Source organism: Alteromonas sp. MMG017, from assembly GCF_018100795.1.
GTDB lineage: Bacteria > Pseudomonadota > Gammaproteobacteria > Enterobacterales > Alteromonadaceae > Alteromonas.
Genome location: NZ_JAGJDY010000006.1, coordinates 299,910 through 321,590, shown reverse-complemented (window position 1 = coordinate 321,590; position 21,681 = coordinate 299,910). Strand labels below are relative to the sequence as shown.

Annotated in this window: 23 protein-coding genes; 7 read left to right on the top strand and 16 right to left on the bottom strand. The window is 42.9% G+C overall.

What is annotated here, in order from left to right; all coding sequences use genetic code 11:
* Positions 1-1,042 precede the first annotated feature (1,042 nt).
* The 9 genes from J8L84_RS11945 to J8L84_RS11905 form a co-directional block, all read right to left on the bottom strand.
* Positions 1,043-1,402, bottom strand: coding sequence for a biotin/lipoyl-containing protein (locus tag J8L84_RS11945; protein WP_211070882.1), 360 nt, complete (start codon positions 1,400-1,402; stop codon positions 1,043-1,045).
* A gap of 139 nt (positions 1,403-1,541) precedes the next feature.
* Positions 1,542-1,823, bottom strand: coding sequence for a hypothetical protein (locus tag J8L84_RS11940; RefSeq protein ID WP_211070881.1), 282 nt, complete (start codon positions 1,821-1,823; stop codon positions 1,542-1,544).
* A gap of 139 nt (positions 1,824-1,962) precedes the next feature.
* On the bottom strand, positions 1,963-2,589 hold the full coding sequence (locus J8L84_RS11935; RefSeq protein WP_211070880.1) for a DUF3885 domain-containing protein: 627 nt from the start codon (positions 2,587-2,589) through the stop codon (positions 1,963-1,965).
* A gap of 88 nt (positions 2,590-2,677) precedes the next feature.
* Complete coding sequence (locus J8L84_RS11930) at positions 2,678-3,175, bottom strand: hypothetical protein (RefSeq protein ID WP_211070879.1); 498 nt, start codon at positions 3,173-3,175, stop codon at positions 2,678-2,680.
* Between the two features lie 19 nt (positions 3,176-3,194).
* Positions 3,195-3,662, bottom strand: coding sequence for a hypothetical protein (locus J8L84_RS11925; protein WP_211070878.1), 468 nt, complete (start codon positions 3,660-3,662; stop codon positions 3,195-3,197).
* Between the two features lie 94 nt (positions 3,663-3,756).
* Positions 3,757-4,083 (bottom strand): hypothetical protein, encoded by a 327-nt coding sequence (locus tag J8L84_RS11920; protein WP_211070877.1) that lies wholly within the window; start codon positions 4,081-4,083, stop codon positions 3,757-3,759.
* A 106-nt stretch (positions 4,084-4,189) separates the two neighbouring features.
* The gene (locus J8L84_RS11915; RefSeq protein ID WP_211070876.1) at positions 4,190-4,408 is read right to left on the bottom strand and encodes a DUF6500 family protein; all 219 of its coding nucleotides are present in this window, start codon (positions 4,406-4,408) and stop codon (positions 4,190-4,192) included.
* A 129-nt stretch (positions 4,409-4,537) separates the two neighbouring features.
* Positions 4,538-4,921: a hypothetical protein gene (locus J8L84_RS11910; protein ID WP_211070875.1), complete on the bottom strand. Its 384-nt coding sequence runs from the start codon at positions 4,919-4,921 to the stop codon at positions 4,538-4,540.
* Positions 4,922-5,158: 237 nt separating this feature from the next.
* Positions 5,159-6,337, bottom strand: a complete 1,179-nt coding sequence (locus tag J8L84_RS11905; protein WP_211070874.1) for a glutathione S-transferase family protein — start codon at positions 6,335-6,337, stop codon at positions 5,159-5,161.
* A 305-nt stretch (positions 6,338-6,642) separates the two neighbouring features.
* Here J8L84_RS11905 and J8L84_RS11900 point away from each other — a divergent pair, with 305 nt between their 5' ends.
* The 4 genes from J8L84_RS11900 to J8L84_RS11885 are packed head-to-tail and all read left to right on the top strand — an operon-like array spanning position 6,643 to position 12,323.
* Positions 6,643-7,362 carry an ABC transporter ATP-binding protein gene (locus tag J8L84_RS11900; RefSeq protein ID WP_211070873.1) on the top strand — a complete coding sequence of 240 codons (720 nt, stop codon included), beginning with the start codon at positions 6,643-6,645 and terminating at the stop codon, positions 7,360-7,362.
* A gap of 8 nt (positions 7,363-7,370) precedes the next feature.
* Positions 7,371-8,813 carry a DUF3526 domain-containing protein gene (locus J8L84_RS11895; RefSeq protein WP_211070897.1) on the top strand — a complete coding sequence of 481 codons (1,443 nt, stop codon included), beginning with the start codon at positions 7,371-7,373 and terminating at the stop codon, positions 8,811-8,813.
* Positions 8,810-10,138, top strand: coding sequence for a DUF3526 domain-containing protein (locus tag J8L84_RS11890; RefSeq protein ID WP_211070872.1), 1,329 nt, complete (start codon positions 8,810-8,812; stop codon positions 10,136-10,138). The genes J8L84_RS11895 and J8L84_RS11890 overlap by 4 nt, the downstream gene beginning before the upstream one ends.
* Positions 10,128-12,323: a TonB-dependent siderophore receptor gene (locus J8L84_RS11885; RefSeq protein WP_211070871.1), complete on the top strand. Its 2,196-nt coding sequence runs from the start codon at positions 10,128-10,130 to the stop codon at positions 12,321-12,323. The genes J8L84_RS11890 and J8L84_RS11885 overlap by 11 nt, the downstream gene beginning before the upstream one ends.
* A 137-nt stretch (positions 12,324-12,460) precedes the next feature.
* Here J8L84_RS11885 and J8L84_RS11880 read toward each other — a convergent pair whose 3' ends face one another.
* From J8L84_RS11880 to dapA, 5 genes are all read right to left on the bottom strand, one after another.
* Positions 12,461-12,748 carry a hypothetical protein gene (locus J8L84_RS11880; RefSeq protein ID WP_211070870.1) on the bottom strand — a complete coding sequence of 96 codons (288 nt, stop codon included), beginning with the start codon at positions 12,746-12,748 and terminating at the stop codon, positions 12,461-12,463.
* 169 nt (positions 12,749-12,917) lie between these two features.
* Complete coding sequence (locus tag J8L84_RS11875; protein ID WP_211070869.1) at positions 12,918-13,844, bottom strand: DMT family transporter; 927 nt, start codon at positions 13,842-13,844, stop codon at positions 12,918-12,920.
* Between the two features lie 183 nt (positions 13,845-14,027).
* Complete coding sequence (purC, locus tag J8L84_RS11870; RefSeq protein WP_013784230.1) at positions 14,028-14,741, bottom strand: phosphoribosylaminoimidazolesuccinocarboxamide synthase; 714 nt, start codon at positions 14,739-14,741, stop codon at positions 14,028-14,030.
* Between the two features lie 12 nt (positions 14,742-14,753).
* Positions 14,754-15,857, bottom strand: a complete 1,104-nt coding sequence (gene bamC, locus J8L84_RS11865) for an outer membrane protein assembly factor BamC (protein ID WP_211070868.1) — start codon at positions 15,855-15,857, stop codon at positions 14,754-14,756.
* A gap of 12 nt (positions 15,858-15,869) precedes the next feature.
* Positions 15,870-16,754 (bottom strand): 4-hydroxy-tetrahydrodipicolinate synthase, encoded by an 885-nt coding sequence (gene dapA, locus J8L84_RS11860; protein ID WP_062086382.1) that lies wholly within the window; start codon positions 16,752-16,754, stop codon positions 15,870-15,872.
* Positions 16,755-16,934: 180 nt separating this feature from the next.
* Between dapA and J8L84_RS11855 the strand changes: the two genes are divergently transcribed.
* A complete protein-coding gene (locus J8L84_RS11855; protein ID WP_211070867.1) occupies positions 16,935-17,498 on the top strand; it encodes a glycine cleavage system transcriptional repressor in 564 nt (187 codons plus the stop codon).
* Positions 17,476-17,946, top strand: a complete 471-nt coding sequence (gene bcp / locus J8L84_RS11850; RefSeq protein WP_211070866.1) for a thioredoxin-dependent thiol peroxidase — start codon at positions 17,476-17,478, stop codon at positions 17,944-17,946. Before J8L84_RS11855 ends, bcp begins: the two co-directional genes overlap by 23 nt.
* Before the next feature lie 105 nt (positions 17,947-18,051).
* Here bcp and J8L84_RS11845 read toward each other — a convergent pair whose 3' ends face one another.
* Positions 18,052-19,128 (bottom strand): AI-2E family transporter, encoded by a 1,077-nt coding sequence (locus J8L84_RS11845; protein ID WP_211070865.1) that lies wholly within the window; start codon positions 19,126-19,128, stop codon positions 18,052-18,054.
* A 280-nt stretch (positions 19,129-19,408) separates the two neighbouring features.
* Here J8L84_RS11845 and J8L84_RS11840 point away from each other — a divergent pair, with 280 nt between their 5' ends.
* On the top strand, positions 19,409-20,878 hold the full coding sequence (locus J8L84_RS11840; protein WP_211070864.1) for a M48 family metalloprotease: 1,470 nt from the start codon (positions 19,409-19,411) through the stop codon (positions 20,876-20,878).
* Here the strand turns inward: J8L84_RS11840 and J8L84_RS11835 are convergent.
* Positions 20,873-21,364 (bottom strand): TlpA disulfide reductase family protein, encoded by a 492-nt coding sequence (locus J8L84_RS11835; protein WP_211070863.1) that lies wholly within the window; start codon positions 21,362-21,364, stop codon positions 20,873-20,875. The two genes, J8L84_RS11840 and J8L84_RS11835, sit on opposite strands and share 6 nt — an antisense overlap.
* Positions 21,365-21,681 lie beyond the last annotated feature (317 nt).

Below are 21,681 nucleotides of genomic sequence, written 5' to 3'. Positions count from 1 at the left end.
ACGCCTAACGCCCCGATAACGGGCGAATACTTGCTGCGAAAATGGCGAAGCCGCAGCAAGTAGGCGTCCCAGCGAGCGGAGCGAGTGTGTTTATTGGTTTGTTATAACCCATTTTTGCTCCGATACCTAAGCCAATAGTAAAGCTCATATAGTGCCAAAGTTGCATAGGTAACGATTATTACATTTCCCATTTCAAGTAACTCTGGTCTGCCGCACGCACCGCCAGGACCTGATAAGCCTTCCATGAAGAGAACGTACATTAAAAGAGGGATGTATGCTAACGAAAACCCAATTAGTGTTGGTACCCAAAGCCGCGATTTCTGACTGAAGAAGCGAAGAAAAAGAGCTATTAAAAATAGCACAGCTCCAGTAGCCGTATTTTTCGCAAAAATAAATTTATGCTCGTCGCTTAATCCTACAGGTGGGACAAAACAGGCAAGACAATCAGTTGCGAATAAAAATAGAAATACCGAAAGAAGAATTCTCAAATGAACGTTCATGATGGGTTATAACGCTAAGCTTTGGGGCGCTAGCACGTGGGCTAAAATCCGAACGAAGTGAGTCAGCCCACGTGTTAGCGTCCCAGCGACCGAAGGGAGTGCCAACAGCGTTTTGTTTGGCGTACAAAGGAACGTACGCAGCTTTGCTGCCACCACTAGCCAAATAGGCCGCGTGTTTAAATTATTGAATTTAAGATAAAACAACCCTGTGCGAAATGCCAGATGTTAAGGGCATTGCTGGATAAAAGAGCGAGTTTAGAAGACTGGTGATGCAGAATGTTGGCGTTGCGGTGTTGATGAAAAGCGCGTTGCTAAAGCCGTTGAAACTACCGAAAAGCTAGCCGCAAAGACAACCTAGTGAAACAACCTTTATGCTGGAATGTCACGATTGAACCTACTTTTTTAAGCTGTAAGTAAATGACGCCTAACGCCAAGCTAAGGGGCGAAAATTCTGTGCCATAAAATGCGAAGCATGGCGCAGTGTTTTTGTCCCAGCAGCCCGCGCAGCGGGATGCGACTTAAGCGTTTTGTTATCTGCCACCTTAAAACAGCCACCATAGTAGACTTGTAATAATAGAACCTATTATGAAGCCAGACATAAAAACCCTATTGAACAAAAATATCTTTAGCAGAAACGCAAATGAAGGAGATGACTCTGTGTTGATTACAGCAGCTAAATCTCCTGGCTGCACAACTTGCTCTGTTGTGACTAAAAGACTTTCCAATTGACCATTATTTTCAGAGACTACTTCGAGGATTACATTATTGGTTTCCACTTCAAATAACAGTTGGTTATGAACTACATACTGCCCATTTGTGACCGCTAAATTTATAATCTTATATTCTAAATTTTCTGTTCCAAAGCTTTCTGGCTGAGATGGAATAAATACCTTTTTCTTCAAAGTTCCTCCTTGGCAGATAACGCTTGCCTAAGCGGCAAATTAACAATGGGTTAAAATTATTAAGCGCAGCGACAATAACCCATTGTTAATTGTCCGAGCGAACTTGTGAGCGAATTAAGGCACTTGTTATATGCCCAAACTATACTCTGAACTTTGTAAATATTGATTTCGCAACCCAAAGCACAATGAGATAAATAAGCACTAAAGCAACAAGCATTCCCGACAAACCTAAAATGACAATATGGGTAGGAATTTCTCGCAATGGTTTATTTACATCGATGGACAATGTATCTCCCGCATAGTGAATTAAATACACGAACGAGAAAGTGGCTAAAACAACTAAAAGCGTATAAACGAAATACCGAACTGTTTTAGCCTTTACATTGGGTGCAGCTTCAAATCTATAGTCAAACTTATTCAAGTTTTCCGAACCCCTCAAGGGCATATAACGCTTGCCTAAGCGGCAATTACTAATGGGCTAAAGCTATTGAGCGCAGCGACAATAGCCCATTATTAATTGTCCGAGCGAGCTTGTGAGCGAATTGAGGCACTTGTTATATTCACGAGAACATCGATTCGATTTTTTCTTTGTCGTAATCAAGTATTATGTGGCTGTGACTTTTATACAAATCCTGCAAATACGCTTTACTAGTAGAAACTACATCCATGCCTCTATCATCATATAGATTCATAACTATCTGCTTTGATTTATTGATAATATAACACTCTCCCTTGAAATGCGGAAAGCGGGTGCGAAAGTCGCTATTAATTGCTGCGGTTAACAGCTGCTCCACATCAATATCAGCCGCAGTAATGTTTGAGAATGTTACTCGTTTCATACATTCGCGCTTAAACTCTATATTTTCCTCGTAGATATCTCTATGTTCAGAAAATACAAATTTCGCTTTTTCAATTCCCGCAAACTGGCTAAAGATAAAACTGCGTTTTTTAATTTTTTTACGTCCATCTGAGCCGATTTGATATACGACTTCTATTTCATCTGAAGTTTGAAATGAAGATCGAAAAATACTGATGGCTCTTTTCAACGCTAAGGAAAAATACTCACTATTTAGTGTCTTATTATCTTCCTGCCAGATTTCAACATCAGGAGGCCCGATTTCAAATCTCAAGCCATATGGGGATTTATAAAATAGCGGACGCTCTAGCTTAATATCAAGTTCATCCATTATCTCGAAACTTCCTTAGTGAATATAACGCCCGTATTTGCGGCTGGTTTGGAGCGCAGCGGAAAACCAGTCCGACAACATGCGCTTGTTAGGCTTGGCTAATGTGTGGATAGTTGAGAGCTTCATATGCTTCTTTACAAGCCTTAATAATTTCTTCATTTCTCTTCTGTTTTGACCACCCATTAATACATTCACAATACCACTCATCTTCCAAAGCAGTAAATTCCCCTAATGAGCCTGGGTAACCTAGTTGCACATTGGCGGTGTAGATCATCGACACACCGGATTCAGGTGAAAGATACCCTTTTGCAACTTCATCGGTTAGTACTTTTACATAACCCTCAATAGCAACTTCATCGCTTGGACGGTCAATACTCAGCTCAGCTAAAACACGGTTGAAATAATCATCAGCTTCAAATTCATTCACGGGCTTTAGCAAGGTGGCCAGAGTAGCTAGATTTTCAGTTTCAAGACCTTGCTCAAGTAAGCTCATGGCCCACGAAATTTTAAACTCGCTTCCACCAGAACACATTGCGACTTGCCCAAGCATTTTATAGGTCTCGATATTTTGAGATGTACTTAGCATTGTTTTAAAGCCTAACGCTCTAATCAGCCGCGCCACTTTTTGGCGTCGGATGAATTTGCTTGTTAGCCATACTGGCCTCGACTTTTACTTTTACACCCGACATATAATCTTGGTTGAACCAAAGTAACTTATCTACCGGAAAGTTACTAAAAGTTAACTCTATATCTGACGTCCATAGCACTTTTAAATTTTCAGGCTTGCCGTCCAACCCAAAGAATCCGTTATACTCTTTGCCTGATTTCACATCTACGATGTTAACTCCAGTTTGCCAGTTAGTTGTTGCTCCACAATCCGAATAACCAAGCTTCGCAATTTTTTTACCATTAGGGGAAGCAAATTCAGCTACGTCGGTATATGAGCATAATGATGGGCCTTCAACTCCTAGAGTATCCATCCCATACGCTATGGCCTTAAATCCAAACCATATAAAAAATAGAATAGCGCCAAGATTCCATACTAATTTTTTAACCTTTGCTATAGCGTTCATGCAGATCCTTATGTATGGCTAACGCCGCAATAACCGGCGCGAGGTACGAGCGTCCGGCGCCGTAGGCGCGAAGTTAATTGCCTTGTTATGTGTGTTACTTGCGAATGACAAGATCACCACCACTAAATTGTATTTGTTGACCCTCAAAAATTACCTCTTCCCAGTTTTCTGGATTAGATGATTCATTTTCATGAACAGTAAGATAGCAAAAATTGGGACTCTCCGTTTCTGGTAAAACGCTTACAAGTGAACCGGCATTGATACCGAACTTTTCGCATAACTCCAGCTGGCCAATGCTTGACTTGATCTGATTGATTAAACCGATGTGCTCCGCCTTTACCTCTAGTGAGGCAAATTCCTCGACCGCATTTAGCTCTGCGAGATATTCATTCAGTTTTTCAATTGCTGGATTCATATTCATTTACACATAACGCCTCATTCAGAGGCTTTTAATTGTTGGCTATAATACGAGCGAAGCGAAGGAGCCAACTGTTAAAAGTCCTTTGCAATGACTTGTTATATGCCGATTATAAATGACCTTGAACCATTTCTTTAATTTTATGAGCCTTAACGAAATGATCTAATTTATGGGTTTGTATCCACCATGTTGCAGCTTCCATAAGTAACTCCGGATTATCATTTTTATTCTTAAAAAATGCGTAGAATGATAATCCAACATTGTCACCTTTCGCTGCTATTTTTTTATCACAAACCTCGATGATTTTTGTTCTTAATTCTGTTCTCATAATCTAATCTATCACCAAATCCTGAAAGGCATATAACGCTAAGCTTTGGGGCGCTAACATGGGGCTATAATCGCGAAGCGGCCCCGTGTTAGCGTCCCAGCGACCGAAGGGAGTGCCAACAGCGTTTTGTTAGTTGCCGTGTAAGTTAAAACCATATTTCTCAAACCCCTTTAGCAATACTAGAGCTACAGTAATGTAAATAATCCCAATGACAAAACCAAATGGAATAGCAACTATCAATAATACTGGTAGAAACTCTAATGCTGCTTCGACTCCACTTTTGTAACTATACGGGATAAGAATAGCTAGAGTTAAGAACAGAAGAAACCAACCCGGCGTATAAAAAATATATTTGGTTATGTCTTTGCTGGGCTTGAACCAAATGTATGTTGCATAAATTAGCGCAAAGGGCAGGTAATAAAAAATCCAAATAGGTTGGAAATGATCAAATGGCACTAACAATGAAAAAAGAGGTAGTGAGTAAACCAAAGCCAAATAGATCAATTTATTCATATAGGCAACTAACAGCTTATTATATGGAAAAATTCCTTTATACAAGATGGACCATTTCCGTACAACACATCCCTAATAAACAAACTTTCGCACGAAAACACTCTATTATCAATCTACTACACTCAGCCCTTACAAAAGCGACCCCGCATTCCGGAATAATTCCGTTTTATTTTTCATCGCTCCAAAATCACAAACCACTGTATAAAAACACACACCACTAACAATGCCCTAACCCACTCACTCAAACACCAACCTATTCCTCTCAATAGACACCCGCTCTTTAACCGTCAACTGCATATATTCCAATCCCCCTACTTCTTCTAGCAAGCTCGTTAATTCCAGGCTCGGCTGTTCAATACTATTAAACACATCTAACACCCGTTGTAATTTGTATTGATGAAAGCTCGATATAAAACGTTGCTCTTCTACATTCCCTGTTTCGCTCCGCCCAACTGTAAAACTGTGCCGCCCTATTGTTCTTGGAATAAAGCGCGAAGTATTTTCACTACTCGTATTCTTTTCTCGCCAATCAGTTAACGTTTCTGAGGTATTTTTTAACACCGGCCACTGCTGAGTGAACATATCTTTTAATAAGGGCAGTAAGGTTGCGGGTATTTCATCTTTTGCTAAAAACGCAGGGGTACTGGCAGGGCTATTGATATCGTTACTAGCAGAGGTACTTGCTTGATGTGCAGTATTAGGATTATTCATCCGCTTCACCCACGCCGCCACATTGGGGGCTAGTTTATCCATTAATTGTTTTGGTGCAGGGTCTCGGTACAAGTGGGCGTACAATGGGCCTAGTAATCCGAAGTCACCTGTACAGGGTTTATCGCCCAACAAATATTTATGGGTGGCGAAATGTTCGTTCAAATAATGCAGAACGGTGTTTTCGTACCAGTCTTCAATATAGGGAATGCTTTTTTCGGTAATACCTAACAGTGGTACAAACCCTTGGAATTTTTTAGCTAGTTTCTTTCCAAAATACGCTTTAATAAATTTTGGTGCTTTTGGGGTAACTACTTGCCCGAACTCTTCATATATAAAAGGAAAGTTATCTTTATTCCAGCGGTAGTGCATGGCGGGAATAACTAACCATTCATCACCCCAAAGGGCGAACAGCTCGCTTACAAGATGCTGGGCGGGTGTGGTAGGTACAACCGATAACTTGCATCCGTTTGAAGGAGGCGATGTCTGTGCTTCAAAGTTATCAATAATGCGGGCGGTATCTTGTAGGTATTCACCTGACGGGGTTTTTACCACCGGAATAAAGGCAACACCGGTTTTCGGGCGAATAATTTTCTTGTATACCGAGATAGTAGATAACACCTCGGTGAAAGGCAGTTGCTTATATTTAAGGTAAGCGCGAATTTTACCTGTATACAAAGACACTTCAGAACCATACAAAATATACACTACAACACACTCTTATTACTGAATAATAACCAGATTAATACGCAAGTAATGTTCACGTCTATTGAATGCCTATTTTGTTAAATGATATAGCACCATAACAACGGCTATGTGTTACCTATTGCTAGTAATTCGTTATTCCTCTGCTAATTCACTGTCAATCCTTTGCAAGGCCCTCTATTCGCTATCAATTACTATTTGATTGCCTACCTGTTAGCCAACTACACCGAAAAAAGCAAAAAAATATTTCACATCCCAATTGTTACAATATAACATATCGACAAATTTCGACTTTATACCGCAAATCAATGACATCAAAATCTGTAATCAGCGCTAGTGAATTATCGGTACGTATAGACCAACGTACTATTCTCGATAACCTTAATTTTGAAGTAGGCAAAGGTGAAGTGTTTGCCCTTCTTGGTGGAAACGGTGCGGGTAAATCCACAACCCTTAAAACTTTTTTAGGGCTAATGAAACCTAGTACTGGAACAGCGTCTGTTATGGGCATGTCGGTAGCAGACAATACCAACGAAGTGCAAAAGTCGGTGGCTTATTTGCCTGAATCGGTAACCCTTTATGGTCATCTTTCTGGGTATGAAAATATTCGCTACTTTTTGTCGGTAGCCGGTGTCGAAAAAACTGACAATGCTATTCATGAAGCCCTTAATAAAGTGGCGTTGCAGGAAAATGCGTGGCACAACACGTTGTCGAATTACTCAAAAGGAATGAGGCAGAAAACTGCTATTGCATTAGCCATTCTACGCAATGCCCCAGTGCTGTTTTTAGATGAACCTACTTCTGGTCTCGACCCTGCCGCTATTGATGAATTTAACTCGCTGGTGTCTGAGTTAGCCAACAACGGTGCCACCATATTTATGGTAACCCACGATGTATATGGCGCTTGTCAGGTTGCTCACCGCATTGTGCTATTAAGCAACGGCAAGCTTACGGGTTCGTTTGAACGCTCGGGCGATACGCCTATAGATACAGAAGCTGTTCACGCAGCCTTTGCTGGGCGTAAATGATGGCCGGAATCATAAGCAATACAATAAAAACCATTTGTGCTGAGCAGTGGCGTTATTGGCTGCGAACCAAGGTTGCCACTACGGTGTTAATTTTGGGCAGTGTACTTACCCTAGCAGCGCTTGTGATAAATGCCTTTCATATTGAAGAAGCGGCGCACGCCAGAGAACACCTTCAACATGAAGCTGAAGAACGCTTTTTATCGCAACCAGATAAACACCCCCACCGCATGGTGCATTACGGGCATTATGTGTTTCGTACACCTACCCCGCTTAGCGTAATAGAACCTGGTGTAGACACTTACACAGGTAACGCTATTTTCTTAGAAGGTCACAGGCAAAACAGTGCCATGTTTGCCGAGCAGCGCCAGTCTGCAGGGCTTACTCGTTTTAGTAGCTTAACGCCAAGCTTTTTAGCATTAGTGTTAGCGCCGCTGTTTATTATTTTGATTGGCTACGGCAGCGTTTCACGGGAACGTGAAGCGGGCACGCTAACCTTATTACTTACCCAAGGCGCTAGCCGTTGGCAGTTGGTGTTAGGAAAGCTAGTGGCATTAATGCTAGCTAGCAGTATTTTCTTACTGCCATTGCTATTGGCCTGCTTGTATGTCGCTTTTTCCAATGAAAGCGCGTTAGTGGTAACGCTTTTCTGCTTAGGTTACGCACTTTATTTCTTGTTATGGGCTGTGGTGGTTACCGCCTGCTCTACGTTGTTTGAAAAAAGCAGCGCTAGCTTTACCGTGCTTATTGTTATTTGGATGAGCGCTTGCATATTGCTACCTAGAATGGGCAGCAGTGTGGCTACCAGTGTCGAGCCTTCTATCGGTAAGTTAGAAGCCGACTTTAAAGTAGAAGAAAAACTTCGAAGCTTAGGCGATGGTCACGATGTTAATGATCCTGCTTTTATTAAGCTTAAACAAGACCTACTCGATAAGTACAACGTCGATTCTGTAGACGACCTACCCGTGAACTTCAGAGGCATAGTGGCGCAATATTCTGAGCAGCGCCAAGCTGTTGTAATTAATGAATTTGCTGAAAGCCGCATGCAAGAAGAACTAGCGCAAGCACGAATTGCAAGACAGTTTGGTTGGCTTTCGCCTACCGTTGCACTGCGTTCATTCTCTACGTTGCTTGCAGGCACCAGTATTGAAACCCATCATCGCTTTTTACGTGAAGCCGAAATCCTACGTATGCAGTTTGTACAAGGCTTAAATAAGGTGCACGTAGAAAAGCTTGATTACAAACTGGATATGAACCGCAATTCAAGCGAAGAAGCCGCAGACAAAGCGGTAGTTGAAGCCAGTAACTGGGCAGTATTGTCTGAATTTAGTTTTCAGCCAGAAGCCCCGATGGCGCGCTTAAGCAGAGCCTCCATGTATTGTTTACAACTTCTTCTTTGGGTGGGTGTTGCTTTACTACTTCTTAAGCTTGCAGTCAGGAGGCTAAACCCATGATGCGGTTTAACGATATTAAGCGCGAAGCAGGGTTTGTGTTTGCCCATCGCCAATTTAAATTAACGTTATTAGTGGTATTTCTACTCAGCACAGTAGCCTTGTGGTCGGGTCATGCAGAAATGCAGGCACAACAAGCCACAATTGAACGCTTATTAGAAAAAGACCAAGTAGAGCGTGAAGCGGTACTTAATCATCAGTCTAGCTACGGCATGGTGGCCTATTACGCATTTCACCTAACGTATGCGCCGCCTTCTCCCCTAGCCTTTGCGGTTGTTGGCGAACGCGATGTGTTCCCATGGAAACATCGTGTACGTATGTTGGCCCTTGAAGGCCAAATTTATGAAAGCGATACCGACAATCCTGAATTAGCGTTTTTGGGGCGTTTCGATTTTGCCTTTGTGGTAAGCGTACTGCTACCGCTATTTATTATTTTGTTGCTGTACGACCTAAAAGCCAAAGAGCGTGAAGCCAGACGCTTCGACTTACTTAACGTTACCGCCCGTAATAGCCATGCGGTATGGACGTCTCGTACCCTAGTTACGCTAGTTCCGTTAGCTTTAGTTACTCTGGTTCCTTTCGTGGCCTTTGCCATTGTGAATGGCGCTTCTGTAAGTTCTATCTTGTTAGCCTGCGTTATAGTACTGGGTACTATAAGTGTGTGGTCTGCCATTGTATTAGCCATTGGCGCAGCACAGCGTTTTGCTAAATACAGTGCCACTCACCTTGCTTCGTTAATGTTAGGCGTATGGCTTATTACCACCGTAATCGTGCCGGTTACCGGTCATACCGTTATTAATGTTGCGGTTGAAACCCCTGAAGGTGGCGACATTGTGCTTACACAGCGTGAAGCCGTAAACGGTGCATGGGACAAACCCGTTGAGGAAACGTGGGAGAAGTTTATTGAAACTCACCCACAATGGGCTGATTACACGGCTTACGATCCTAAGCGAGATGGCTCGTTTAACTGGAAGTGGTACTTCGCTTTTCAACAAGTTGGCGATGAAAGTGCAAGCGAACTTTCAAACGCGTATCAGCAAGCCACTATTCGAAAAAATCAGCTGGCGGGCTATGTGTCTTTACTGTCGCCTTCGTTGCTAACCCAGCGTTTGTTATCGAACACCGCAAGCACCAACGTGCAATCTATGATTGATTATGAAAATAAGGTGCGCGCTTTTCACGCGTCGTTACGCCAATTTTATTACCAACAACTTTTTGCTGCGCCTGAGTTTTCAGAATCACGCCTTAAGCAGCTTCCACAATTCACTACATCTTCACAATTTACTACTACACCAATGAACACACAGGAAAACACCAATGAAAACTAACTGGGTGAAATCGACACTCGCCATCAGTATTGCTGCATTTTTTAATGCACCGGCTTTTGCTCAAACTAATAACGACAGCGAAGAAGCAAAAGTAGAAAAAATTACGGTACATGGCATGCATCGCGCTTACCAAGGTGCGTTTGAATACAAAGAAGTGCCAGCCGCTGCACAAGATATTGATCTTGGCTTAATTGGTGATGCAGGTGCCATTAATTTAAATGATGCGTTAGATCTGTCTGCGTCAGTAGCAAGGCAGAATAACTTTGGTGGGCTGTGGAATAGTTTTGCCATTCGTGGTTTTTCTGGTGATGAAAATTTACCAAGTGGTTTCTTGGTAAATGGTTTTAATGCTGGCCGTGGCTTTGGTGGCCCGCGTGATTTAGCCGGTATCGACCATGTGGAAGTTTTAAAAGGGCCTAAAGCGGCGTTGTTTGGCCGCGGCGAACCTGGCGGCGCAGTAAACTTAGTGACTAAGCGCCCACAATTTTTCACCGGTGGCGAAGTAAAAGCCACTTATGGTAGTTGGGAACAAGTACGCGTGGAAGCTGACGTACAAACCGTAACGGGCGCTAATGACAGCATTGGTGTACGCGTAGTGGGTTTTTACGAAGACGCTGAAAGCTTTCGCGATACCGTAGAAACTGAAAAAGTAGGCTTCTACCCTTCTGTTACGTGGGAATTTTCAGCAGATACCCGTATTACCTACGAGCTTGAATATACCAAGCAAGAAATTCCCTTCGACCGTGGTGTAATAGCGGTAGACGGTAAGTTAGGTATTCAGCCTATTGAAACTTTCGTGGGCGACCCAAATGGCGATAGAATTACTACCGACGTAGTTGGGCACCAGCTAGAAATTTCTCATGAGCTTAACGACGACTGGAACCTATTGGTAGGTGCAGGACTGCGTGACACCACGTTTGAAGGCAATGCCCTTGAAACTAACTTTGGCGGCCGCCAAACGTTGTTTATCGACCCAGATCAAACGTTACTGTCTCGCTTTAAGCGCTATCGCGATTTTGAAACCGATTATGTGGTACTGCGCGGCGAAATTGCTGGTGAGTTTGATACAGGCTCAGTTAGCCATCGCGTTATTATTGGTGGCGATTACGATAAGTTTGAAAACGATCAAGTTATCTTACGTTACCGCCCACCGTTTTTCTCAGACGACACCAACATTAACGATTTGGATTTAAGCCAATATCTTGTTGTAGATATTCTTAACCCAGATTACTCGCCTTTGGCTGATGTTGAGTTGTCAGACAATTTAGACCGCTTAGAAACCCAAGAAGCTTGGGGTATGTACATTCAAGACCAAGTTAACATTACCGATAAGTTTCAAGTGCGCTTTGGTGGCCGAATTGACAAATTCGAACAAGAAATTCAGAACCGCTTAAGCGATCCGGTTTCTACTACATCGCAAGACGATACCCAATTTTCACCTCAGTTAGGTGCAGTGTACTTGCTTGATGACAGCATTAGTTTTTACGCAACGTACGGTGAAGGCTTCCGTCAGCTAACGGGTTCTGATTATGCGGGTAACCCGTTTGAACCAAACCAATCTGAATCAACTGAAGTAGGTGTTAAAACCGATTTAACGTCATTCTTTGATGATGTACGCGGCGATATTACCTTATCTGTCTTCAACATTGAGCAAAGCAATATTTTAGTGTTCGATAGCAGTGATGAAGCATCTGACGGTTTCTTTTTAACCCCTGGTGGTGAAGCGCGTAGCCGTGGCGTTGAGTTAGATGTTAACGCTGAATTTAGCAACGGCATAAGCTTATGGGTGTCTTATGCTTATATTGACGCTGAAAGTACCAACGATGCTGCTGACGCTAACTTTGTAGCTGCTATTGAAGCCGGCGATCCGCTTATTAACGTTCCTGAAAATCAGCTTAGCGTTCAAATAGGCAAAAGCCTTACGGTTTCAGATATGCCGGTACGCCTAGGCACAGGCTTGTTGTACGTAGATGAGCGTTTAGGACAAACCGCAACAGACTTCTATTTGCCTAGCTACACAACCGTTCGTGCTTTCGCGCAAATTGAACCAGTAGAAAACTTAGTGGTACGTGCAGAAGTAGACAACCTTTTCGACAAAGAGCATTACACCAACTCTTTTGCTGACGTATGGGTTGAGCCAGGTGCACCGCGCCGCTTTAGAGTTTCAGCGTCTTACCGTTTCTAGGCGTTGTATTAAAAGGCTTTGTAACAGCCCGATCGGTTGATAAATGACGTAGATAAGCTTTGTTTCCCTCATGCTTGTCTACGTCATTTTTTTATGTTTTGAAAGCCTAGGTTATCAATTTAAATTATCAACTGAGGTTATCGACTAGGCGTAGATTGCACTTCTAAGTTGAAGTCTTTACCAATGCCTTCGATAATTCTGGTTAAACCTACTATTTCGCCCTCGTCGTCATTATTCCAACTGCAAGTAAGAGTACTGGTTCCTTTTCGAAGTTTACCCTGCCAACTGTCACGACTTACATCTAAGTCGCCAGGGGCATCGGTTAACTCCCACCCTTCGTCTTTAAACTGAAAAACAATGGTTGCGAACCTTTCTGTAGGGATAGCCTCAATAATCTTCAAGTCTTTACGCTGAAATTTAGACACAACGAGTGCCCGTCGAATGTTAGAAAATAAGCCCACGTTAGTCCCCTACCGTAATAGTCGTAGTCGCTATGCTATTTATAGCTACATTTAACTACTTTTTAACATATATTACCAATCTCTCATATGTGGGTTCTACGGTAATGAAAAAACAGCGTCCACTATTCTTCAATTAACGGGTACGTTTTTGAATGACTAACCAAATTCCGCCTAGGGTCATTAAAGAGGCAACCATTATCTGAACACTTATCGTTTCGGCAAGAAATGCCCACCCCATCAGTGTGGCTATTACAGGCACACTCAATTGAACGGTAGCGGCCGTTGTCGACTGAATTAAGGGTAGTGCTTTATACCAAATGGCATAACCGCAACCCGATGCCACTATGCCAGACGCTAGCGCATACATCACGCCATCGTTGCTCCACAGCCACGAGCCTGTTACCCATAGCCAAATAATTAAAGGTATGGTGAAAAGCGTGGCGTATGAAAAATTACCGGCGGTAAGCAACAAAGGCGCATTACTCTTTTTACCTAACAACGAATAAAAGCCCCACGCAATACCGGCACTTATCATTAATAGCGCTGAAAACAGTGGCGGCGCGCTGGCACCGGGTAGCAATAAAATAACAAGCCCTGCAAAAGCCAGTAGAAAGCCCAACCACTGAAATGCAGCAAAGCGTTCGCCTTTTAGCAAACCTACTGAAATCATAGTGAGCTGCACTGCGCCAAACAAAAGCAGCGCACCTGTGCCTGTCGACATAGAGATATACGCGTAAGAAAACCCAATAGCGTAAACGAATAAGCATAGCGCCCCTGCTATTGATGCCTGTTGTTTAATGGCCGCTATTGGGCTGGTGTTTATATTAGCCGCAGCGCTTTCTGTTCCAGAAGCGCTTTGCTCACTTTTGTTATTGGCTAACGCTGAGCGGCGGGCAGTAAAAGCGACCAAAAGGGTTAAACACAATGCCCCACTGGCTAAGCGTATTGTGGTGAAAAGGCCTGGATCGATATCAGTATTGGCCAGTGCCATACGGCACAACAACGAATTGGCCGCAAACGCCAGCATGGCAATACATACTAATCCGTACGGGTTACCCATTCATTTTCTCCATCAGCGTATTCATAAAAGCCCTTTTATAAGGTTGATAACTTTACCAGGTTATTTCGTGCACGTAGCCACATGTAAAAATACACAAAGCGTTGTTTAAATTACCTTTTTACAGGCAAAAGAAAAGGACCGCAATGGGTCCTTTTTTCTTTCAATCGTTACACTAACATGCCGTTACAGTGAAACACCTAAGCGTTCTGCAACTTCAATGTAAGTTTCAACCACTGAGCCTAGGCCTTGTCTGAAACGGTCTTTGTCCATCTTCTTGCGGGTTTCTTTGTCCCACAAGCGGCAACCGTCAGGCGTAAATTCATCACCTAAAACAATGTTGCCATCAGGATCAACACCGAATTCAAGTTTGTAATCTACTAGCAACATGCCTGCTTCATCAAACAGCGATTTAAGCACAGCATTTACTTTAAACGTTAACGACTTCATTTCAGCAATTTGTGCTTCTGTCGCCCATCCAAATGACACAATGTGATAATCGTTAATCATAGGATCGTGCAGTGCGTCGTTTTTAAGGAAGAATTCAAACACAGGCGGTGCCAACGTTTGCCCTTCTTCTACACCAAGACGACGAACCAAAGAGCCTGCCGCTAGGTTACGAACAACACATTCCACTGGGATCATGTCTAGCTTTTTAACTAAAGATTCAGTGTCAGAAAGCAAAGCTTCTACTTGCGTAGCAATACCCGCTTCTTCAAGTTTAGTCATAATAAAATGGTTAAACTTGTTATTCACTTCGCCTTTACGGTCTAGCTGTTCAATTTTTTCACCATCAAAAGCTGATGTGTCGTTTCTGAAATGCAGAATTAACTTATCGCTATCATCGGTAAAATACACAGTTTTTGCTTTACCGCGGTAAAGCTCGTCACGTTTTTCCATTCTCAGTCTCAATTATATATCAAGGTTATCTTCTGACATGACCTCGGCAAATGCGCCGTATAGGTCTGAAACCTGATTGGCTTCAAAAGGTTCGCTTTCATTATTCATGAAAGTCACTGAACTGCGTTTCTCACCGGCACGTGAAACTTTTAAACGGTAGTCACCTTTTTCAAGTAACTCATTGTCGCTGGAGAACAAACCGCCCCACCAACCCGTGTCACTACCATTATAGGAAACAAACAGTAGGCCGTTAGATTTATCTAAATCTTTAACGTCGAAACCAAGTTTACGCAATACCAATAACATACGTGGCCATACCACATCGTATTGTGCATCAACCATGAATGCTGGGTTGCCGTCATCGTTAAAGCCCATTTCGGTATTTAGGCCTTGGCGAATACGTGCAATGCGACGAGTTTCTTGTAATTGAATCTGGTATTCGTAATGACCAATCACTTGGTTAAGTACGTCTACTTCCTCGCGGCGCTCTTGCATGCTTGAAATTTCTGCAACAACATCGTCACCCGTGGTGGCCATGTAGTCTTTTAAATCAACAGAAAGTGCTGCGGTTCTACCGTGAGGTTTTACATCTAGAGTGAATTCAAAGCGGCGACCCACTTCACTTTCAGTGCTGGTCCAGCTGTACCATGGGCTATCCACTTCTTTTTTGATGATCATCCAATCAGTGTTTAGCACTTGCTGTTCAGGATCGAAGAAATCGACGCCAATACCTTGTTCGTCTAGGAAGCTTAACAATGAATTCCAAACTGCTTGGCTTAACGGCTGGCTATCATCAACTTGGTCGAACCAAATTGTTGCTGTGCTTTTGCCTTCTTCTACGTGCGAACCCGTAACCAGTGGCAACACCAATGCAGGAGACTGCACAAGTAATTTCTTGCCAACAAGACTTTCATCTACGCTGTCGTCTAATTCAGGTACTGCAAACTCTCTAGAAAAAGTTGGCGCATCTAAGTCGGCTGGAACTTGTACTTGCTTTTGTTCTTTCGTTTCTAAGTATTTGTACGTACCTGAAGCCGTCTTTCTGTCTGTTTGGCTTGAACAACCTGCAAGTGCGATTACTACCATCGAACTCACTATAGCCAGCGTTCTATTCATCTGTATTCCTTATTAACCCGAAATCAATGCGTATTTTTGTAATAGTTCTTCGATATGTTTTTGGCTTACAAGTTCCGGTAAAACCATAGGTAATCGCATTTGTGCACTTTCCATCATGCCCATTTTGTATAAAGCCCACTTAGGAATAACTGGATTAGGCTCGATAAATAGCGCGGTGTGAAGCAATTCGATGCTTTCATCTATAGTGCGACATTTATCAAAATCTTTTGCTAAAGCGGCTTCGCACATTTGTGCAATGGCCTTTGGAACCACGTTTGCTGTCACAGAAATAACGCCATGACCGCCTTCACACATGAATTCACAACTTGTGCCGTCATCGCCACTTAATAAAACGAAGTCTGAAGGGACAAGTGCTTGCGTTTCTTTAAGGCGAGCAATATCGCCGGTTGCGTCTTTTAATCCAACAATGTTTTTGTGTGATGAAAGTTCTGCAACAGTTTCAGGCAGCATGTCAGCAACAGTTCTACCTGGTACGTTGTATAACAACACAGGTAAATCGCTTGCATCAGCAATGGCGTTGAAGTGTGCCACCATGCCTGCTTGTTGAGGCTTGTTGTAGTAAGGGACTACGCTTAAGAAGCCGTCGATACCGGCCGCACCCAATTGTTGAGTAAGAAAAATCGCTTCAGCAGTTGAGTTTGCGCCACTACCTGCAATAACAGGAATAGCGCCAGACACCATAGCAACGGTCTCTTTAACGACGTTTACGTGTTCATCAAACGGTAAGGTGGCCGACTCGCCAGTGGTGCCAACAGACACAATACCATGTGTGCCTTGTTCAACATGAAAGCGCACTAGCTTCTCAAGTGACTTGTAATCGATGTCGCCGTTTTCAAACATCGGCGTGACGAGTGCTACGTAACTACCAGTAAACATAATCTCTCCGCAAAATATGAGCGCACATGGTAAATATGTCGGTAGCTAAACACAAGCTATCTCACGCCTAAATGACAAGAATTTGACAATAATCTGCATCAATACTACAAAAAGCCGCTGGTACTAAAAAAAAACTCTATGCTACCATCACCCAATACGTTTCCTGTGATGTAGGTTTTAATGTCTCAGCACCAACTGATTGTTACCATTTTAGGTTCAGATAAAACGGGTATATTAAGCGAAATTGCGACCACGGTATCAGAAGCCCAGTGCAACATTTTAGATAGCCGCCAAGCTGTTTATGGTCAAGAGTTCTCGCTTACTATGATCATTGAAGGCTCGCAGTCTGCCATCACACGTGCTGAATGTACCGTGCCCCCTCTTTGTCAGCGCCTCGATCTGCTTTCCATGATGAAACGTACCAGTCACCACGAAAAGCAAAATCTCGATCACTTATTTCACGTTGAGTTCAGCGGCGAAGATACCGCTGGGCTAATAGAAGCAGTAACAGGCTTTTTCGCAAAACGTAACGCGTCAATTAGTGCATTTAGGCAAGCCACTTATAAATCGGCCGAGTGTAAAAACGAATGTATGCGCTGCAAATTCGTTGTGAATATGCCTGCATCTGAAGATTTTGCCGCCCTAGAATCAGAGCTAACCGCGTTATTTGAAGAGCTCAACGTAACCGGAAAAGTTGTAGATAAACATATTAAGGAATCTAATGAACACGCTTCAAGCTGGTGATAAAGCACCACAGTTTTCACTTCAAAACCAAAATGATGAAACCATTACGTTATCAGATTACTTAGGCAAGAAAGTACTGGTTTACTTTTACCCTAAGGCGATGACCCCAGGCTGTACTGTTCAAGCACAAGGCTTGCGCGATAGTAAAGAGGCATTAGACGGCTTGAACGTAGAAGTAATGGGGATTAGCCCTGATGCGGTTAAACGCTTGCCAAAATTCGCTGAAAAAGAAAGCCTAAACTTTACTTTGTTGTCTGACGAAGACCACGCGGTTGCAGACGCTTTTGGCGTATGGGGCTTGAAAAAGTTCATGGGTAAAGAGTATGACGGTATTCACCGCTTGAGCTTTTTAGTAGATGAAAACGGTGTTATCGAACACGTTTTCAATAAGTTTAAAACCAAAGAACATCACACAGTAGTGTTAGATTACTTGGCTGATAACAAGTAATTCACGTCACGCGTATTGGTTAGAAACAAAAAGGGCGGTAGTTCACACTACCGCCCTTTTTCGTTTTGCTGGTTATTAATTTTACTCTTTGTTTAGCCTAATGCGCTATTTGCTTTCAGCTACAGTTAATCCCTCAGGATTACTCGACCACGCTGTTATTACTGCTTTTACCAATGTTGCCAACGGTATAGCAAAGAAAACGCCCCAAAAACCCCATAGGCCGCCAAATACCAGCACTGCAATAATGATATACAGTGGGTGCAAGCTTACTGCTTCAGAGAAAAGCAAAGGCACCAATAAGTTTCCATCTAGTGCCTGAATGATTGAATAGGCAATAAACAGATACCAGAAATCAGGCGTTAAACCCCATTGAAATAGCGCGACTATGGCAACAGGAATGGTGACTACCGCAGCGCCTATGTAAGGAATCAGCACAGAAATGCCCACCAATACGCCAAGCAATATAGCGTATCGCAAATCCATAAAGGCGAAGGTTACGCATGACACTAAGCTAACAATCACAATTTCTATCACTTTGCCGCGAATGTAATTGGCAATTTGTGAATTCATTTCATGGCCAACTTGCGTAATTAACCGGCGCTCTTTGGGTAACAAGTTAGAAATGCTTTCTAAGAAATACATCTTGTCTTTCAGCATGAAAAACACCATTAAAGGTACAAGCACCGCATAAACTAATAGCGCAGCCACATTGGCAATGTTACTAAAAGACGCTGATATTAATGTTTCGCCTACACCAACAAGTTTGTCGTTTAGCCCTTCCATCATTTGATGAATTTGGTAAACCTGCACATAGTCAGGGTATTTTTCCGGCAAGGTTAAGATCCAATCTTGTGCCTTCTGCCATATTAAAGGGGTTTCTTGAATAAGATTAATGCTTTGGCGAGTCACAATGGGCACTAAACCAATTAGCATGAAAATGACCAGGGTAATAAACCCCATTAATACAATGCCGCAAGCAATAGCGCGGCTTACGCCAAATCTAACAAGGTGGGTAACTGGCCAGTCTAGTAAGTAAGCCACAATCGCTGCCACTAAAACAGGCATGATAAGCTCGCCCCACAAAAGCAGCGCGGCGGTGGTAATAAGTATTAGAATAAGCAGCATGGCTGCATCAGGATCGGAAAATTTGCGTCGGTACCAGCGACCAAACACACTGATCATAAAAGCTTCCTGAGAAATTTTAAGAATAGGATACGCATCATAGTGTAAAGACTTAGCATCGGGCAATACACTTTCTATTTAAATCAATCTGGTAAGACGATTTAATAAGCAATATTCGAATCAAATGCCACGCTAATTGATAATGACAGATTTGCACTAAAACTGGCATAAACGTACTTATCTAGGCAGAATGATAAAATTCATAATAAATAATTGAAACTGAAACGGTACTTTGGTGCTCTAATACGTATTCCAGTATTGTTCAGTAAATCACAGGTACATGAAGAAAAGGTTATCTCAAAAACTCTTGGTGCTGTCTTTCCTTATTACAGCAAGCTTGTCGAGTATTGCGCAAAGCGTGAGTTACACGAATAAAAATGCGCTACCTGAAATTGGCGTAGTGGCGTCTGACGCCATTTCTTTAGACAAAGAAATGATTGTTGGCGATGCCGTTATGCGTCAAATGCGTGGGCAAAGCCCGCTAATAGCCGATCCTGTTTTAGATGAATACCTACAAGATTTAGGCAACCGCTTAGTCATTCATGCCGAAAACGCCAAATTCCCATTCCGTTTTTTCTGGGTAGATAACGATGCGATTAACGCCTTCGCTTTCTTTGGTGGGCATATAGGCGTTCATACTGGCCTTATGCGCAGAGCAAACACCGAAAGCGAATTGGCTTCGGTACTTGCTCACGAAATTTCTCACGTTACACAACGTCACATTGCGCGAAGCATGCAAGCGCAACAACGTTCGTCGCCCTTAGCCATTGCTTCACTTATTGGTGGCGTATTAATTGCCATGGCAAACCCTCAAGCGGGTATGGCGGCCATGCAAGCTGGCCAAGCGGCTTCTGTACAAATGCAAATTGACTACACCCGTTCTAACGAGCAAGAGGCCGACCGCATCGGTATTGCCATGTTGTCTCGCGCTGGGTTTGATGCCAACGGCGCCGCCGACTTCTTTTCAATTATGGCTGAAGAGTATCGAAACGTTTCTCGCCCGCCAGCACGTTTATTAACTCACCCATTAACTGAGTCTCGTATTGCCGATGCCCGTTCTCGTGCAGACGACTACCCTTCTCGCTTTGTTCCGGTAAGTAAACAGTTCGAACTGGCTAAAGCCCGCATCATGGCTAGGTACTCATTTGAACCGGATTACGCGGTAGAGTATTTTACCGCTCAGTTAGATAAAGAAGTTTACCGCGTTAAAGAAGCATCGCTTTATGCGTTGGCATTGGCGTATATGCGAACTGAAGAGTACGACAAAGCCCAAGACATCGTTATGGGTGAGTTGTTACGTAAAGATAGCGGCAACCTGTTTTACTTAGACGCAGCAACAGATATTTACATTGCCAAGGGCGAGCCTTTAAAGGCGGTAGAAATGCTGTCACCGTTTGTAGAGAACAGCCCGCGCAATCAAGTATTGGCGCTGAACCAAGCAAATGCCATGATTAGTGCTAGCCGTTATGATGATGCTATTAGTTTGCTAAAAGACTTTTTACTAGTAAACGACGAATATCAAATTGCGCATCAGTTGATGTCTGAAGCGTACCAAAAAGCGAAGCGCTTTTCGCAAATGCATCAAAGTAAGGCAGAAGTGTACGCCTTGTATGGCGCCTATACTCGCGCCGTGGATGAACTACAGTATGCTTATAACTTTGCGAAAGACGACGATCATCTTCAAAAGCAACGCATTAGGGCAAGAATAAAGCAATTTAGAGATCAAGAAGAGCGGTTGCAGCGCTTATAACGCCTGTTCCTGCAACTTTGCTATTTTGTCTTTTAAAATATCAGCAGTTACCTCACCTAAAATCTCGGCTTGAACCTGTCCTTGCGGGCCCACAATGTAAGTCGCCGGTAAATACGGCGGCTTAGTAATGGGAAGCTGGGTTTCTTCATTGGCCACAATCAAATTCAGCGTGATGTCGAATTTCTCTGCCATGGCCTGTAAATCGGCTACCGGTAGTACGTCGTAGTTAATGGCGAATAACGATGTGTTTGGCGGTAGGTTGTCGTTTAAATGGTGTAACTCAGGCATTTCTCTTAAACAAGGGGCACACCAGGGCGCAAAGTAATTGATGATCACCCAATCGCCTTCTAAATCTCGCCACTTATATTGTTCGCCCTGGAGGGTTTCAAAGTCGGTTTGATGGTAATGATAAAACCACACTCCAGCGGTTGCTGAAAGTAACATCACCAATATAATCAACATCCCTTGCTTCACAGCGTTCGTCATTTTTAGCGTACCTTTTTTTCCGTACTTTTTTGCCATACTTCTTTTACATACTTCTTTTACATAAGAAAAGCGGTGTTATATATAAAAACAATATAAACAATAACGGTGTGAAAACATGCCTTGCTGCGTATTTAATAGCAAGTATTTTCCTGTGTTTTCAAATGGGCTTGCCTTACTATCGGCTCAATTTCAAAGGCAGCATTTTTAGCGCGCCGTTTGCACAAGCAGCGTTAATTGCTTAGCAACAGCGTTAATTTATAACCCCTAAACACCAATATTAATGCGCTTTTATCATTAATAAGGGCTTAGCACCTTGA